At 38.2% G+C, this 15,131-nt stretch carries 21 protein-coding genes and 1 pseudogene; 20 read left to right on the top strand and 2 right to left on the bottom strand.

The annotated features are described in order from the left end of the window. Positions 1–57 precede the first annotated feature (57 nt). Together mntA and AS141_RS13055 are read left to right on the top strand one after the other, a co-directional pair. Positions 58–366 carry a type VII toxin-antitoxin system MntA family adenylyltransferase antitoxin gene (gene mntA / locus AS141_RS13060; protein WP_057938100.1) on the top strand — a complete coding sequence of 103 codons (309 nt, stop codon included), beginning with the start codon at positions 58–60 and terminating at the stop codon, positions 364–366. Continuing rightward, entirely contained in the window at positions 356–694 is a 339-nt protein-coding gene (locus AS141_RS13055) for a HepT-like ribonuclease domain-containing protein (protein ID WP_057938099.1), read from the top strand. Before mntA ends, AS141_RS13055 begins: the two co-directional genes overlap by 11 nt. Positions 695–972: 278 nt before the next feature. Here the strand turns inward: AS141_RS13055 and AS141_RS13050 are convergent, their stop codons facing one another. Next, positions 973–1,173 carry a hypothetical protein gene (locus AS141_RS13050; protein WP_157243468.1) on the bottom strand — a complete coding sequence of 67 codons (201 nt, stop codon included), beginning with the start codon at positions 1,171–1,173 and terminating at the stop codon, positions 973–975. 311 nt (positions 1,174–1,484) lie between these two features. Then, on the bottom strand, positions 1,485–1,712 hold the full coding sequence (locus AS141_RS13045) for an erythromycin esterase family protein (protein ID WP_262480999.1): 228 nt from the start codon (positions 1,710–1,712) through the stop codon (positions 1,485–1,487). Positions 1,713–2,349: 637 nt separating this feature from the next. On the opposite strand from AS141_RS13045, the gene AS141_RS13040 reads away from it, so the two are divergent. From AS141_RS13040 to AS141_RS12965, 18 genes and pseudogenes are all read left to right on the top strand, one after another. After that, positions 2,350–2,661 carry a 2OG-Fe(II) oxygenase gene (locus tag AS141_RS13040; protein WP_198293548.1) on the top strand — a complete coding sequence of 104 codons (312 nt, stop codon included), beginning with the start codon at positions 2,350–2,352 and terminating at the stop codon, positions 2,659–2,661. Between the two features lie 7 nt (positions 2,662–2,668). After that, positions 2,669–2,944, top strand: coding sequence for an Ada metal-binding domain-containing protein (locus tag AS141_RS13035; RefSeq protein ID WP_057938096.1), 276 nt, complete (start codon positions 2,669–2,671; stop codon positions 2,942–2,944). Positions 2,945–3,162: 218 nt separating this feature from the next. Further along, complete coding sequence (locus AS141_RS13030; protein ID WP_057938095.1) at positions 3,163–3,741, top strand: Crp/Fnr family transcriptional regulator; 579 nt, start codon at positions 3,163–3,165, stop codon at positions 3,739–3,741. Between the two features lie 463 nt (positions 3,742–4,204). Beyond that, complete coding sequence (locus AS141_RS13025) at positions 4,205–4,819, top strand: YdeI/OmpD-associated family protein (protein ID WP_057938094.1); 615 nt, start codon at positions 4,205–4,207, stop codon at positions 4,817–4,819. Positions 4,820–5,163: 344 nt separating this feature from the next. Then, complete coding sequence (locus AS141_RS13020; RefSeq protein WP_232424906.1) at positions 5,164–6,084, top strand: AraC family transcriptional regulator; 921 nt, start codon at positions 5,164–5,166, stop codon at positions 6,082–6,084. Positions 6,085–6,088: 4 nt separating this feature from the next. Continuing rightward, a complete protein-coding gene (locus tag AS141_RS13015; RefSeq protein ID WP_057938093.1) occupies positions 6,089–6,463 on the top strand; it encodes a VOC family protein in 375 nt (124 codons plus the stop codon). 9 nt (positions 6,464–6,472) lie between these two features. Next, positions 6,473–7,093, top strand: coding sequence for a dihydrofolate reductase family protein (locus AS141_RS13010; protein ID WP_198293547.1), 621 nt, complete (start codon positions 6,473–6,475; stop codon positions 7,091–7,093). Between the two features lie 96 nt (positions 7,094–7,189). Beyond that, a complete protein-coding gene (locus tag AS141_RS13005; protein WP_057938092.1) occupies positions 7,190–7,549 on the top strand; it encodes a bleomycin resistance protein in 360 nt (119 codons plus the stop codon). A 1-nt stretch (position 7,550) separates the two neighbouring features. Then, complete coding sequence (locus AS141_RS13000) at positions 7,551–8,030, top strand: hypothetical protein (protein ID WP_057938091.1); 480 nt, start codon at positions 7,551–7,553, stop codon at positions 8,028–8,030. Between the two features lie 123 nt (positions 8,031–8,153). Then, positions 8,154–9,056, top strand: coding sequence for a helix-turn-helix domain-containing protein (locus AS141_RS12995; protein WP_057938090.1), 903 nt, complete (start codon positions 8,154–8,156; stop codon positions 9,054–9,056). 91 nt (positions 9,057–9,147) lie between these two features. After that, complete coding sequence (locus AS141_RS12990; RefSeq protein ID WP_057938089.1) at positions 9,148–9,552, top strand: VOC family protein; 405 nt, start codon at positions 9,148–9,150, stop codon at positions 9,550–9,552. After that, on the top strand, positions 9,552–9,722 hold the full coding sequence (locus AS141_RS27080) for a hypothetical protein (protein ID WP_232424905.1): 171 nt from the start codon (positions 9,552–9,554) through the stop codon (positions 9,720–9,722). Before AS141_RS12990 ends, AS141_RS27080 begins: the two co-directional genes overlap by 1 nt. A 120-nt stretch (positions 9,723–9,842) precedes the next feature. Then, positions 9,843–10,049, top strand: a pseudogene (locus AS141_RS27075) (alpha/beta fold hydrolase); the annotation flags it as partial. 76 nt (positions 10,050–10,125) lie between these two features. Beyond that, positions 10,126–10,503 (top strand): DUF1330 domain-containing protein, encoded by a 378-nt coding sequence (locus tag AS141_RS12985; RefSeq protein WP_198293546.1) that lies wholly within the window; start codon positions 10,126–10,128, stop codon positions 10,501–10,503. Positions 10,504–11,038: 535 nt separating this feature from the next. Then, the gene (locus AS141_RS12980) at positions 11,039–12,142 is read left to right on the top strand and encodes an alpha/beta fold hydrolase (protein ID WP_057938088.1); all 1,104 of its coding nucleotides are present in this window, start codon (positions 11,039–11,041) and stop codon (positions 12,140–12,142) included. Positions 12,143–12,484: 342 nt separating this feature from the next. Continuing rightward, positions 12,485–13,033, top strand: a complete 549-nt coding sequence (locus AS141_RS12975; protein WP_057938087.1) for an alpha/beta hydrolase — start codon at positions 12,485–12,487, stop codon at positions 13,031–13,033. 15 nt (positions 13,034–13,048) lie between these two features. After that, positions 13,049–13,504, top strand: coding sequence for a GNAT family N-acetyltransferase (locus AS141_RS12970; RefSeq protein ID WP_057938086.1), 456 nt, complete (start codon positions 13,049–13,051; stop codon positions 13,502–13,504). Between the two features lie 428 nt (positions 13,505–13,932). Next, complete coding sequence (locus AS141_RS12965; RefSeq protein WP_057938085.1) at positions 13,933–15,075, top strand: acyltransferase family protein; 1,143 nt, start codon at positions 13,933–13,935, stop codon at positions 15,073–15,075. The last annotated feature ends 56 nt before the right edge of the window (positions 15,076–15,131 follow it).

The following is a 15,131-nucleotide window of genomic DNA, read 5'->3' as shown; positions in this document are numbered from 1 at the left end:
TGTACACCATTAAGCAGGGCAGGGGGATTATTCGAAATTTCATTTATCTTTGGAATTATGATTGAATTGATCCAAAATAAACTTGATGAAATAATAACAGCGTGTAAGCAACACCACGTTGAGGCTATTTCTTTATTTGGATCAGCTGCAAAAAATGCCATGCATGAAGACAGCGATATCGATCTGCTTGTTAAGTTTTCTGATGATATTGATGTTTTGGAATATGCCGACAACTACTTTTCGTTGTTAGATCAGCTTCAAGATATTTTAAATAGAAAAGTAGATCTTGTGTCTAACAAATCACTTAAGAACCCAGTTCTAAAAAAAGAGGTCTATCAGTCAAAAGTGGATTTGTATGCAGCCTAAACTACTCAAATACATTTTAGATATTGAAAGTGTTATTGAGGAGATCGAATTTATTAAGCAGAAAACGCAAAACAACTTTAACAATTTTTCTAAAGATATCATTTTGCAGCGGGCAGTTGAACGGGATTTAGAAATTATCGGAGAAGCGATACGGAAAATGATTGAGGTCAATCCTAACATCAAAATTACAGCTTCTAAAAATATTATTGGATTAAGAAATATTATTGCACATGCTTATGACTCGGTTGAATCTGAAATGTTGTGGGGAATAATTCAAAAGAACATCCCTGTTTTAGCTGATGAAATTCGAAATTTAAAAGGTGCATAATCCGGTTTTTATTTTGTAACTGCCTACATATTTATAGATCAGTATTAATTAGTGCCTCTAAGAAAACACCTTAGCTTTTCTGGGTATATAATTATTCTAATATTTAATTTACTTTTTATGGTCTAGTATTTTAATGGATATTGAGATATTGAGTTGTTTTCCAAAGTGGGGGCCGTTTGCTTGTTTTAATTTCAAAAACAGGCATTTTAGGATGGATTGGATGTACCTGTCCTGTGAATTGCCCTGTTTGGGGTTCTTTTTTAGGCTGCCTACCGATTTTATGCAGGTTTGTAGGCGGTAACGGCAAGACCGATGTAGCGGTCAAAATTCTTGCGGTTCCTGTCCGGACAACGGTCCAAGCCCCGGTGTTCTAACTCATTGATATTGGACTTACCCGCATTGTGTTTGTTTTTCAGCTTTTTGAAGGCGGGCCTGCCTCCAAAGCTTTTTCTTCTTTGCTGCGTTTGCCGTTCTTTCAATATTTGCAGTACGTACAAGAATAAACAAGTTGAGCTGCCTTTCTCAAAAAGGAACACAGATTAAACTAAATCAGCTATGATAAAATCCATAGAAATACAAGACCAATGTTATAAATGTTTGAAATGATACATCCACTTTTACCTCACTAATTATCGATGTAATCAAAAAACAAAGCAAAATGAAAGCAAAAAATAATTTTTATGGAAAAGCAAAGGCTGCAATGCTGATGGCTATTGTTATGGTGTGCACGTCACAAATCACCCTTGCGCAAGATCGCTGGAGTTTTGAGTTTCGCCCTAATGTAAATTTTTCAACTGAAAAATTGGGTGATGTTAACCTTAATACTAGCTACAATTGCCTGGTTCGCCAAAGCAGTATTAACATGGTTTAAATAAGTCAGGGCCTCATCCAACGCGGCAAGTGATGGGGTAGTATTTCCAGGGAGATCTCTGATCTGCATATCCATACCATAGAACTTGACTTTAAACTTATGTGCGGGGTCTGCATTATATCGTCTCATCCATTTCAGGAGTTTAATATTTTCAGGGAAAGGCTACCGATGGTTAACTTAGCTGCTGCAGCTTCTGCGGTGCCAACGCCGTCAGTTACAAAATCAGCGGAAAGGCGAGACTCGGCGAGCCGGCTTCAATCACAATAGTAGTAAACCCACAATTTTCCACTAAAAATCGAAACAACCTGTTCCTGAATGCAATTGGCTCATGAAAGCCATGAGCGGGTTCGCCTTATGCAACAACACGTGCGTTACCGATCATTTTCTTCAGCGGCTGTAAATCAAGATTGTCTATTGCACTTTCGAGATGTTGCAGGGGAAAAGCATGATTTCTTGCCCTGCCCCCTATAAGTTCTTGTTTGTCATTAAGGAATTCCGAGAAATTTTATTTAAGAGATGGTTCGAATACGAGACAGGCATAGAAATAAATTGCAGATTCGTCCAGCCGGTTTAACCTAAGTAAAATCAAACCGAAAACCCTGTTGTTGTTGGGCCTTCTGATAGGGAGTAAAAAAAGAAAAACGCCCCTGGCTTGCTGCCAGAGGCGCTTGTGGGCGCTAACAAAGTTTTTTCGAACCATTTAAAAGAAGATTTATGGACATTGGAACGTTTTATGGGAGATTTGGAGACTAACAAGATAGGTTGAAAGTATTGTTTTAAGAATTTGGTTCTAACCCTTACGTTACATCAGGACTTGTATGGAGATGTTTATTTCCCCATTCAACTTGTTATATTTCTTAATGAACCCGATCAAGACTTTATGGGTGGGGAATTTGTGCTGACCCAAAAAATTCCAAGAGCACAATCCAAAGCTATAGTTTTAACACCAAAAAAGGGAGACGTACTTATTTTCACGACCAATTTCAAACCTAAAAAAGGAAAACAAGGATATTACCGTGTGAATATGAAGCATGGAGTTAGCGAAGTAAAATCTGGGGAACGTTATACCCTAGGCATAATTTTCATGATGCGGTAAGTTAGCAATGATAAAGCATAAGGAGTGTTCGGATAAAGAGTTACGAGCTAAAATTAAGCATCAAAGTATCCGTTTTGGAGGAAATAAAAAACTTAAAATTTACGGTCTGCTCAATTGCAAATCTGGCAAACGAATGAAACGAGAAAATCGAATTTTCTTCTCAACAGAAAATGAAGCCATAGAAAATGGTTTTCGCCCCTGCGGTCATTGTATGAATACAGCATATAAAAATTGGAAAAATGAATTGGATGCGTTCACCAGAGGGCATGCAAATGGTAAATAACTAGTTAATATTTTTTTAAATACTGAAATAAACAATCCATACAATTTGTTTTAAAACCAATAGCTATTAGAAAAAGGGAAAGAACTGTATCTCAGAAAATGGGGATAAAATAAATAATCCTCATCTAAGGTTCATTGGCTAATCATTGCCATGAACATTAAGATAAGAAAATTGTCATCTGATCCAGTAGATTAACCCTAACTGCCTAAATTTGAGGAATGGATAGTGACCTTTTTTTTAACAAAATAAGAACTTATTACCCTATATCTGAACAAGCTGAAATTGCCTGGAAGCGGCTGTTGCATGAAAGAAAGTACAAAAAACACGAGAACCTTATAGAAATAGGCCAGCATCCCAAGAAAGTTTCATTCGTGGTTAAAGGGCTCCTTTCACAAAATTACATCACTGAACAGGGTGATGAGATAATAAAATATTTTTTTCCCGAACAAAGAATGGTGGCTTCTTTAGGAGCGATGTTGGCAGGTAAACCCAGTGTGTTTTACATCACTGCCATTGAAGATACTACTGTGTTGGAATATGATTTCTTTGAGTTTAGGTCACTATTTAATGACTTTCCTGACCTCGCACTTTTCTATATAACCTACAACGATCTTCATTGGATAATTGAGAAGGAACCTTTGGAGATTAGCTTTAGAACCAAAACATCGGCAAAACGGTATGATGACTTTCTGAAAAAATATCCGGATTTGGTCAAACGTTTAAAAAAGCATCACATCGCGTCCTATTTAGGGATCACACCTACGCAGTTGAGCAGAGTGTTTTTGGCCACCAAATAATTTTTTTTGCTTTTTCTCAACATATGTAAATGTTTAGTACACTTCGGGATTAGACCTTTGTTTTAACATCAACCAGTTAATAATGCTAAACTTGGCAGCTGTTAGTTCCTTCATTCTTTCAAAATAGATTCCTGGCAGAACCGATGAATTCTTTAAGGAGTTAACGTTTGATTTTGAACTTTTGAAGAGTTTCAAAACCTAGTCCAAGTTAGCATGAAGTGGTATTTACTGTTGGGACTTATTGGGAGGTAATTCAAACACTAGAGCTAACCGGAAACACTTACTACGCTTTAATTGAATTTTTCCGGAAACAAAAAACCTTCAAATAAGAAAAAACAGGGTTTAGCAATAGATCTGAAAATTGAATCTACTAATCAACTGGTTGCCAGAATCCTGATTCTCCAAATAAAGACAAAGTTTGAAAATTAGCCAGAATATTTTACACACTTAATACTCTAGTTTTATGAGTCAATTCAATTCGAAAGTAGATGAATACATTGCGAAATCAGAAGGTTTTGCCAAGGCAATCTTAAACCATTTGCGACAAATTATTCACCAAACCTGTCCCACTGTGGAAGAAGATATCAAATGGGGGACACCACATTATACCTACGAGGGAGATTACATCTGTATGCTGGGTGGTTTTAAAAATCATTGCTCTTTCAGCTTATACAAAGCAGCGTTTATGAAAGACACCGAAATAGTAAAAAGTGTCAAAGCAGGAAAAAAATTCGGCTATATGGATAAGCTGAAATCCCTTGCAGACTTACCTTCTTCTGAAATTTTAGTTTCGCTTATCCAAGAGGCCATGGCTCTGAATGAGCAGGGGATTAAACACCCCAAGCCCGCAGTCGGAAAGGTAAAAATTTTGGAAACCCCAGTCTATTTTGAAGAATCTCTTAGCAAAAATGATGCGGTGAAAGCCATTTGGGAAACCCAAACTGATGCATTCCGAAAAGAATATTTGGTTTGGATTATGGATGCTAAAACCGAGGCAACCCGTCAAAAAAGGATTGCTCAATCAATGGAATGGATCGGAGAAGGAAAAAGAAGATTCTGGCAATATGAAAAGAAGTAGTATGCTGGTGTTAGTACGTGGATGAGCTATTTTCAACCCTTTGTTACTTCAAATTGGTACTTAGGATTTTGGTTATTGTTAGCAGGTTACACACCCTAGTAGCGGGTTTGGACTTTAGGTAAATAACAATTAAATTATATCGAAAGGAGTACCGGCTTGATGGTCAAAAGGTATTTAAAATTGAATGCCTGGATTTTCGGGAGGAATGGTAGGGGAATCGCAGAACTAAAACAACACAGAAATATTCTAGAGCGTTATACTATAGTTTCACCTTCAAAGTACGAATAGGACTCATGAGATTTACAGCTGATTTAAGATCATTATATAACCCGATTCAACCTACAGTGAAACAATCAGCTGAACAGGTGAGGTATAAGGAATTTCTGCCTCATTCAGAACTTCAGCCTTTCATTTACTGCTATTGGCAACTCAACACCACGAACGAATTATCCGAACCATTTACCTACCGCGTGGTTGCCGATGGTTGCATTGATATCTATTTCGAATTAACAAATCCAGTGGAAAGTTACGTGATGGGATTCTGCAGGAAGTTTACTGAATTTCAACTTGACCACACCTTCAATTATGTTGGGATACGGTTTTTGCCTACTATGTTTCCCCAATTTTTCAGAATAGATGCAAAAGCGCTCAGTGACAGGTATGAAAAGCTGCAACTAGTAGTCCCAAAGATAGCTGATTTCATTTCGGATAATTTTAAAGAAACCCATTCTCAGGAAAAAATCAAATCCTTGCTTGACAATTATTTCATTGGGATAATGGCAAAAACTCAATTTGAAAAAGACTTCAGGCTATATGGTGCTCTTGAAGTAATTCTAAAGAACCTCGGAGTAATTGGCGTTGACAAAGATCTGGATGTTGCAATTAGTAATAGACAGCTTCGGAGGATATTTGAATATTACATTGGTGCAACTCCAAAGACTTTCAGTCAAGTGGTCCGGTTTCAGAATATTCTTAAAGCCAAACCCTTAAGCAAAAGCTTAAGGGAGAATAAATTGTTTTATGACGGGTATTTTGATCAATCCCATTTCATAAAGGAATTTAAAACCTTTTATGGGGTAACACCAAGTAAAAGCTTTTGGAAGATAATCGTGTCCGTTTTTTACTATTTCACCTATTGTTGTTGTGCCATCTTTGTTCCGATAACCAATAGGGAAAAGTATGAAAATATTATTAGCAGGCATTCTACTGGTTTGCTTATCAACACATGTGTTTTCGCAAACAAGCACACAGACCAAAAATCATAGAGAAATGAAACTTAATGCTGGGGTAATCACGGATAAATTGGCTGAGACCAAGGAGTTTTATACCACAATTTTAAACTTTGGAGTCACCTTCGAAAACGAGTTTTACCTGTTGCTTCATACCCCAAACAAGGAGGCGGAATTAAGTTTTCTACTTCCCAATCATCCAAGTCAACAACCAATTTTTCAACAGCCTTTTCAAAATCAGGGAATGTACCTAACCCTTGAAGTGGAAGACGTGGATAGTTTATATCAGGAATTTAAACAAAAAGGTGTTGAAATCAAGATTGATATCCGTGAGGAACCATGGGGAGATAGACACTTTGCGGTGGTTGACCCTAATGGAATTGGAATTGATATAGTAACCTATTCACCGCGATAAACTTTAACTATGGAAACTGAACAACTTTCCTCCAAAGTAATCGCAGTTATGTCCATGTCACTTGATGGTTTTGTTGCTGACAGCGATGATGGGGTTGCAGAGGTATTCAATTGGTACTTTACCGGTAATGAAGTGGAGATAGATTCTGGTGGAGCAGATTTCATGACTTTTAGCTTAACACACGCTAGTGCAGCACATTATACTAGTCTTGTCAACGAGCTTGGCGCAGTGCTTACTGGTAAAAGGACCTTCGAAGTAGCAAAGGGTTGGGGAGGAAATCACGGGTGGGGTCCGGCCTACGTCCTGACCCATAATGTCCCTGATGGCTGGCCCAGACCTGACTCTAATGTACATTTTGTAACTGATAGTCTTATTTCGGCAGTCAGGCAGGCAAAAGACGCTGCAGCTGGAAAATCAGTTGCTGTTCATGGAGCTAACCTCATCTGCCAATGCTTAAACACCGGATTGGTTGATGAGCTGCAAATAGACATCGCAACAGTACTTCTTGGCTCAGGAGTCCGGTTATTTGATCAGCTTAAAAATACCCCATATGTACTCGGCAACCCTGCAGTGATTACCGGAAAAGGAGTGACCCACCTGAGATACCCTGTACTCAGGAAGGCTTCTTAAACTCTGGGATTCTTATTGTACCAGGAAGTTCATTACCCTATTCAAGTAGATAGAGCAGGGGAAGAAAGAACTCCAAAATCGATCTAAAAGAAAAGAATGTTAACTACAATATGCCCCAAATTACCGATGCGGGATAAAAGCGCGACGAAGAATTTCTATTTAAATCACTTAGGCTTTGAGGAGGTTAGTGACTATGGAGATTATTTAATTTTGTCCCGGGACAATATAGAACTTCATTTTTTTGAGTTTAAAGACCTTGAGCGAAGAAAAAACTATGGTCAGGTTTACATTAGAACGAATGATATTTATAGGCTTCACCAATCGCTTCTTGACAATAATACAGTCATACACCCTAATGGTAAATTACAGTCCACCCCTTGGGAGCAGATAGAATTTTCAGTACTTGATCCCGATGCTAACCTGATCACTTTTGGACAAAGCACTAAAATAACGTGAAATGAGAATTACAATCCACAAGGTTTCCAACTTTAGAAGCGAATACACCATTCTCAGAGAGGATAATTCGGTAGAACAAATAACCCATGAAACCAAAACATATCTTGTTCATGACCTCTGCCATTTTGTAGTAGAAAGGGCACTAAAACTCTCCAATGGCTTCTGGGGAATGTTATCCCAAGGCTATTCATTCAATGATCTTTTTGGCAAAGAAAACCCTGAAACTACCGGGCTAAGAGCTGTTGAACAGCTAGTGGGGCCCATTCAGTCTGTATACTTAAATTATATATCCAGGCAGGATTTTGAAAATAATAGCGAGCACCTAGCGTATAAAATCCCATCGCACTTATTAACGAAATGTTTAACAGAAATCAAAAAGCTCATGGAAGAATGGGAGCAACTAGCCATTGGGCAGTCTCTTGATATGGAATGGAATAAGCAAGATACAATTGAGCAAGTCGAAAATGACTCAGGAGGATGATTAATCTCCCTGCGAGATTCCAAATGGCCTTAAAAAAACAAATCATAAACATATGAAATCGAGAGGGGCTATAATATTTTGAACTGATGCTAATAGGAATTAACGGATAAGCTCTACATACCAATGGAAAAGGTATATAATACAATTCCATATTATATGGAAATCAATGATTTTTTAAAAACTCTTCCCTGGCCAGGAAGGACAACGAACCCTATGTTTTATTGCCTGAAACTGGAGAAAATTGAAAATGATTTGGAAATTTATAGGCCTCCATTCAGAAGAGCATTTTATTTTTTTGCGCTATTCCTTAATGCCGGAAAAATCCAAATTAACTATGATGACAAGACGGTAATCGACCCAGAAGCATACCTGGTCTGCCATTCGCCGGATTTGATCTATAGTTTTTCCAAAGGCAATTCTCTTGAGGGCTATATCTGTTATTTTAAACCGGAGTGCTTTTCATTCTTTAAACCTAGCTTCCACGAGGAATTTCCTTTTTTTAATCGGATTTATACCAATCTTATTACCCTTCAAAAATCTTCTTTTCACAAATTAGCTCCCTATTTTGAAGAGGTCTTTACCGCTTATTCCAGTAATCACAAATTGGGAAACATAGAAGCCAGGCTTAAACTACTCGCCTTGTTTTACCATTTGAAAGGGTTTTTGGAAGGGCAGTATGAGGCAACCCGCTTTGCTTCTCCCCAGCAGGTTTTGCTCAGTAAATACCTGCGGTTGGTCAATAGCCACTATATAGATAAACGCACTGTTCAGGAGTATGCAGATTTACTTTCCGTTACGCCAAATCATCTTTCGCAAGCTATCAAAGCAATTTCAGGAAAAAACGCGCTTTCCTATATTTCTGAAAGGTTGTTAAAAGAAAGTCAATCCCTGCTCTTATACACCGACTTTAGCATATCTGAAGTAGCCTATCAGATGGGATTTTCTGACCCGGCCAATTTTGGTAATTTCTTTAAGAAAGAAACCGGAATGACTCCCTCCAAATTCAGAAATCATGCTAACCAATAAAACATACAAGTTCAGCCAACTTATTGACAAAAGTTTGGCAATAGAAGCCAGTTCCTTTGTAACAGTAGTTAACACTTAAACATTTTAAAACATGACAACGAAAGTATTTATCAACTTACCGGTAAAAGACCTGGAAAAATCCAAATCCTTTTTTCAAGGCTTAGGCTACAGTTTTAACCCTCAGTTTTCCGATGAAAATGCAGCATGCATGGTGATCAGTGACACCATTTTTGCAATGCTGTTAGTAGAAAGTTATTTCCGGACATTTACCAACAAGGAGATCTGTGATGCGACAAAAAGTACTGAAGTACTCATTGCATTAGACGCCAGTTCAAAAGCAGAGGTACAGGAAATGGTCTCCAAAGCAGAAAAATTAGGTGCTGTTATTTATAAGGAGCCAGCAGATCATGGTTGGATGTACCAGCATAGTTTTGCTGACTTGGATGGGCACCAATGGGAGTTTGCCTATTTAGATGAAACCCAGTTACCCGGTTAATGGAAACGATAAACAAAAAAACAAGGAGAATTTTTGTGTTCTTAACCTTCCTGCTTTCACTTGGCGGGCTGGGCAGGAATAGTCTTGCCCAAACAGTTATTCCTTACGGATCAAATAACGGGAAATACCAGGAAGTGAATGGTGTAAAGCTGTATTATGAAGAGTACTGAGAAGGCCCCCCCCTTTTTGTTATTCATGGAGGGTTGAGTTCAATAGAGAGCATGGCCCCTGTACTACCGGGGTTATCCCAGAAGTTCCGGGTGATAGCCGTTGATTGACCTGGTCAGGGGAGATCCGAACAGGCGGAAACTTTGAGTTACCAGCTGATGGCTGATTATTTTTCCAAGATGCTGGACCTAATGCAGCTCGATAGTGCCTATGTCTTTGGTTTCAGTGATGGAGGTAATGTAGCCTTGCTAATGGCTTCTGATCGTCCGGATAAAGTTAAAAAGGTTCCAAGTCCAGGACTTCGATTTAGGGACGCTGATTTATTGTAAAAACGAAATAGAGGTAGGCGCTAAATCAGAATCGTTGATTTAAAACTATCTGCGAAGGGACCAAAAAACTATTCCAATGCTATACATTACCCAATTAATCTACCTCATCGAAGGCAAGGAGGAAGTTTTCAATGAATATGAAAACCTTGCCATACCTATTATTGCGACTTACAATGGACGGCTATTGCTACGACTGCGGCCTGATAAGCAATCTTTCATTGAAAAAAGTATAGCCAAACCCTATGAAATTCATTTGGTGGAATTTACAACTGAAAATGACTTTTCAGATTTTGTCAAGGATGAGACAGGGTTACAGTTTTTACATTTAAAGGAGCAATCCATAAAATTCACTGAAGATGGCAACAAAGGAAGTACTCAATCCTATTCGTACTACAAAATCCGGATGCATTTTGAAGTCAAAATGTATAGGGTTCGCTCTTCGCTGATCGGGTGAAAGGAATAATTCAGGCGGAATGCATTTCAAATTTTGGATTGCCTAGTACTATTCCTTTAGGGAATTAGCTAGTTAGAATTTTAGCTTATTTTCTTTCAACTCTGGAGTGCACTCAGTCAAAAAGCTGCCAGTGCATCTTATTAACTCGGAGTTTGGAAAACCTTTCAATTTTCCAAGGGAGAATAGTTGCAGGAGAACTAGTATAACGAGGCTAAATGGCAACAGTAAATACACTGCAGGATACGGTAATGATAGATGTCTGTTTTTTACTATTATACAATCATTACCCTCTCTAGTTTTGGAAACAAGCGAATTTATTCCTTAGCTCACCTATTATATGTACGTACCATTTATTCATAGTGAGGACTCAGTCTGTCATAGAACCGCAAAATTTGCCCGCATTATTCTGATGGAGGTGGCTTTTAGGCAGGGAGGTTCGGGATTTTCATCCTCACTATTTCAGTCAAAAAGGAAATCATGAGGTGGCAACAACCTTAGGGAAGTTTTCTTACGATAAACCAAAAATAAGTTACCTATGAGAGATAGGGATGGGTTCCCATTACCTGGGAAGTTTAAAGCCAACCTGCTTAAGCTTTTAGCTATAAATTTTCAAGCATTGTCAGCATTAATGCTACTGGCGACTATGATTCCTAGATCAGGGTTTAGCCAGCAAAAAGAAGAATGGTACTTATATACTTCTGACAGTCTGAATATGTACGTCTATGAATTTGGCAAAGGGGATACTGTGCTGGTAGTCCATGGGGGTTTTGGGGCAGAACATAGTTATCTGATTGAAGCATTAATGCCATTGGAGGATAGTTTTCATTTTATATTATATGACCAGCGGGGTTCACTTCGCAGTCCAGCTCCCGATAATATTTTATCGTTTGAAAAGCTGGTGCAGGATGTGGAGGAGTTAAGGAGAGAATTGAGCATAGGTAAACTAAATATAGTAGCCCATTCAATGGGGACTAGGATAGCAATGGCCTATGCAGAAAAACATCCTGATAAGGTGAAAGCATTGACCCTTGTTAGTGGGTTTTTACCTGAATCCAATCCTACATATCTACCAGAGTTTGCTACGTATTATTTGGAAAACCGTCCAGAGGTTTCTATAGAGAGGGAGAAACTAAATCTCCCTCAAAATAAGGATGTTTGGACCTCAAAAATGTACACCCATTCTTGGCGTATTTCATTTGCCTCGGTCAATGTATTCAATGTGACAAACTGGCAAGAAATCAAAGGTGGAGTAGCGTACTTTAATCAACATACCGCAGATGTAATCTATCCCTCTGCTCCTAAGGAATGGGACTATACAGATGTTTTTAAAACAAGCAATTTCCCTATATCTGTCCTAGTAGGAGAATACGACTATTTAAATTTTTCAGCTAAAAGTTTCGATTTTTTGCTGGAATTCTATTTAAGCGATAAAGGTCTTGAATTGGCTGCCGTTCTTGAAGCAAAAAATAAACGATCCATTGCTGATTTGCATAAAAATAAAATATGGCAGAACTATAAAAGTATGATGCCTTCCTTGGAAATCTTTACTGTGGAAAAGGCAGGACACCGAATATGGATGGATGAACCATCAAAGTTTAAGGAGTATTTGAATTGGGCATTAAAAAGAGCAGTTAACTAAATGATATTTGGGGCCATAGTCAGGACTAAAGCTTATTCGTTGTACCAATAGAAGAGTTTTCAAAAGAATTAACCGGTTTAAAATTGCTGCCAAGTGAAAAATTGCAATGCAGCAGATTTACTGAAGTAAGCATTGAATTGACGGGGCTTCCTTGTTAATAGACCGTTCTTAGGTAGTATATGTGTCTTTCTAGTATGGTTGTAATTCCCCTGTCAGACGCTCGATAGGTCTCCAATCCCGGGTACGCAATTGATAGAAGCCAACCAGCAATTAAACTGAATATTTATCACTACGTGGCCGTAATAAAAAGAAATAGTTAGTAACAATTAAATCAAATTTTATATGCAATTATTATTTATTCAAGGTGGAGGTGAAGGTTCCTACGATTGGGACAAACCATTGGTCAATGCCATCAAAGAAAAACTAAAACCAGATGACAGGCTTCATTACCCTAAAATGCCGGAGGAAGAAAATCCTGACTATCAGCTATGGAAAACAGCCATTCTTAATGAAATAAGTCTGCTGAACGAGCCGATGGTGTTTATCGGACATTCTTTAGGTGGCTCGGTGCTATTAAAGCTATTATATGAGGAAAAAATCCATAAACATTGTAAATCTCTTTTTTTGGTTTCTTCGCCATTTTGGGGTGAACCGGATTGGCATTCTGATGCCTATATGTTGGATTCCAATTTTGCAGATAAACTCCCAACAGTTAAGAAGTTTATCTACCACGCTGAGGATGACCAATTCGTGCCATTCTCCCATCACAATCGCTACAGGGAGCATTTACCCGATGCTATGGTCCGAACATTTAAAGAAGCCGGGCACGAAATGCTAGAGGCCGTGGATACCATGATTGCTGACCTAGATAAGTTAAGAGTTGAAGGGTAAAAACTATTTGCAAAGATGCACTTCTCAGTAAGGCAAGGGACACGGACGGATTTACCAGTCCTCTATCGGTTCGAATATGAATTGATCCAAGCAGAACGTCCATTAGATGTAACCCTGGTGTCAGGGAATTTTCACTACTATGATTTATCCCAAATGCTGGCTGATGAGAATGCGGCGGTGTTTATAGCTGAATTGGATGGTACACCTGTAGGTAGTGGGAGTGTTAAGATCCGCAAGGGCTTAGCCCATAATCAATTTGAATTATATGCCCACTTAGGGTTTATGTTTACTGAGTCCGTCTACCGCGAAAAGGGCATCAACCAACTAGTGGTGGGAGAATGCATAAAATGGGCTAGGGTAAGAGGAATGGAAGAAATACGGCTTCAGGTGTATACTGACAATCTTCCAGCTATAAGTAGCTATGAAAAATTAGGGTTTAAAAGTATTCTGACCGATATGAGGCTAACCTAAGACATAAGCATTAGGTGAGCGCTTCCTTTCTCCACCTTTCTTCAGTTACCCTAATTAGGCTATAAATAGGAATTGACTTGGGCTTTAGCATAAAGCCTGTTTTGATTAGTTCTTCTGTTCTGTCATATTCTTTATATCAGGATGAAGGAGTAAATACAATGTAGGCTGATATGCTATTGTTAAGAGAGGTCTGTTTAAAGTAGTGACAGAGAATCCATGCTGAAAAGGTAGGTATAACCTAAGGCTGTATTGTTGCTTTCTGTGTTTTTTAAAACGCAGAAAGGATATGATTTTAAGTGTTTTGTTTTGAGTTTACTGATTTACTCATATAGAACCTGAATTAAAATCATTTATGATTGAAATATAGCTGCTGGTATATTGTTTAGGGATGCTGTGAAAATAAACTATACTACACAACAAAAAAATTAATGACCAATAATAGAAGGTACGATATTGATTGGATTAGAGTTATCGTTTTTGATGTTTTGATTCTGTACCACATAGGAATGTTTTTTGTCCCTTGGGATTGGGAGTTAAAAAATAATGAATTAGTGGAGTGGCTAAGATGGCCCATGTTGTTTGTTAATAGATGGAGATTGCCCATTTTATTTGTCATATCCGGAATGGGAACAAGATTCGCCTTATCCCATCGGAGTGGGAAACAGTTTGCTGGAGAACGATTTACGAGGCTTTTTCTGCCCTTACTGGCGGGTACACTAATAGTTGTACCCCCACAAATTTATTTAGGTAGGATTGCTGAAGGCTATGACTATTCCTCGTATATAACCTTTTACCCTCAATTTTTTAGTGGGGTTTATCCAATAGGGAATTTTAGTTGGGCGCATTTGTGGTTTCTTCCCTATCTATTACTGATGTCCTTAGCCGCAATACCTTTATTCTTATATCTAAGAAGGCAGGATAATGTGTTTGTTCTTGCCTTGAAAAAATGGATTACTAAATCACCTTTAGCTCTTTACCTTTTTATCATTCCGTTATTCCTCATTGAAGTTTATTTGGAGCCTTATTTTCCTGTCACCAATAGTTTGGTGGGCGACTGGTATGCTTTAGTTCATTTTTTTACATGCTTTATAGCAGGCTTTATATTGATTTGCATAGGAGATGAATTTTGGGTAGCGGTAAAAAAAATTAAAAATGTTGCGATCCTCATAGGAGTAATTTCTTTTCCGACCATGCTCTGGATGTGGGAGAATTACATGAGCATATTTTGGATTCCCCTATTTGCCAGCTTCAACCGGTGGAGCTGGATTTTGGCGATTATTGGTTATGCGGCAACCTTCCTAAATAAGAAAAGTAAAGTTATAAACTATAGAAACAGAGCAGTGTACCCATTTTATATCCTCCATCAAACACTAATTATCATTATTGGCTATTACTTAATTGAAAATTCCATGCACTATGGTTGGAAAATGCTGCTGATGCTTATTGGCACATTTGGCGGCTGTTGGTTCCTGTACGAATTAGTACTTAAGCGGGTGAAAATACTGTATCCGTTTTTTGGAATTAAAGATAACAAAGGTGCTAACATGGGAGAACCAGTTACCAACAGCTAACTGTTTGATGAATCCCTGAAAGGGATAGTAAAACCTTCGGCATTCATGCAATTGAG

The organism is Algoriphagus resistens, from assembly GCF_001442615.1.
GTDB lineage: Bacteria > Bacteroidota > Bacteroidia > Cytophagales > Cyclobacteriaceae > Algoriphagus > Algoriphagus resistens.
This window is presented reverse-complemented; position numbering and strand designations above follow the sequence as displayed.

Coding starts and splice junctions, on each gene's coding strand:
- AS141_RS12970 (WP_057938086.1), top strand. CDS start 13,049: ATGCACTTCTCAGTAAGGCAAGGGACACGGACGGATTTACCAGTCCTC.
- AS141_RS27080 (WP_232424905.1), top strand. CDS start 9,552: ATGGAAACGATAAACAAAAAAACAAGGAGAATTTTTGTGTTCTTAACC.
- AS141_RS13010 (WP_198293547.1), top strand. CDS start 6,473: ATGGAAACTGAACAACTTTCCTCCAAAGTAATCGCAGTTATGTCCATG.
- AS141_RS13000 (WP_057938091.1), top strand. CDS start 7,551: ATGAGAATTACAATCCACAAGGTTTCCAACTTTAGAAGCGAATACACC.
- AS141_RS12995 (WP_057938090.1), top strand. CDS start 8,154: ATGGAAAAGGTATATAATACAATTCCATATTATATGGAAATCAATGAT.
- AS141_RS13035 (WP_057938096.1), top strand. CDS start 2,669: ATGATAAAGCATAAGGAGTGTTCGGATAAAGAGTTACGAGCTAAAATT.
- AS141_RS13015 (WP_057938093.1), top strand. CDS start 6,089: ATGAAACTTAATGCTGGGGTAATCACGGATAAATTGGCTGAGACCAAG.
- AS141_RS12985 (WP_198293546.1), top strand. CDS start 10,126: ATGCTATACATTACCCAATTAATCTACCTCATCGAAGGCAAGGAGGAA.
- AS141_RS13055 (WP_057938099.1), top strand. CDS start 356: ATGCAGCCTAAACTACTCAAATACATTTTAGATATTGAAAGTGTTATT.
- AS141_RS12980 (WP_057938088.1), top strand. CDS start 11,039: ATGAGAGATAGGGATGGGTTCCCATTACCTGGGAAGTTTAAAGCCAAC.
- AS141_RS12990 (WP_057938089.1), top strand. CDS start 9,148: ATGACAACGAAAGTATTTATCAACTTACCGGTAAAAGACCTGGAAAAA.
- AS141_RS13005 (WP_057938092.1), top strand. CDS start 7,190: ATGTTAACTACAATATGCCCCAAATTACCGATGCGGGATAAAAGCGCG.
- mntA (WP_057938100.1), top strand. CDS start 58: ATGATTGAATTGATCCAAAATAAACTTGATGAAATAATAACAGCGTGT.
- AS141_RS12975 (WP_057938087.1), top strand. CDS start 12,485: ATGCAATTATTATTTATTCAAGGTGGAGGTGAAGGTTCCTACGATTGG.
- AS141_RS12965 (WP_057938085.1), top strand. CDS start 13,933: ATGACCAATAATAGAAGGTACGATATTGATTGGATTAGAGTTATCGTT.
- AS141_RS13025 (WP_057938094.1), top strand. CDS start 4,205: ATGAGTCAATTCAATTCGAAAGTAGATGAATACATTGCGAAATCAGAA.
- AS141_RS13030 (WP_057938095.1), top strand. CDS start 3,163: ATGGATAGTGACCTTTTTTTTAACAAAATAAGAACTTATTACCCTATA.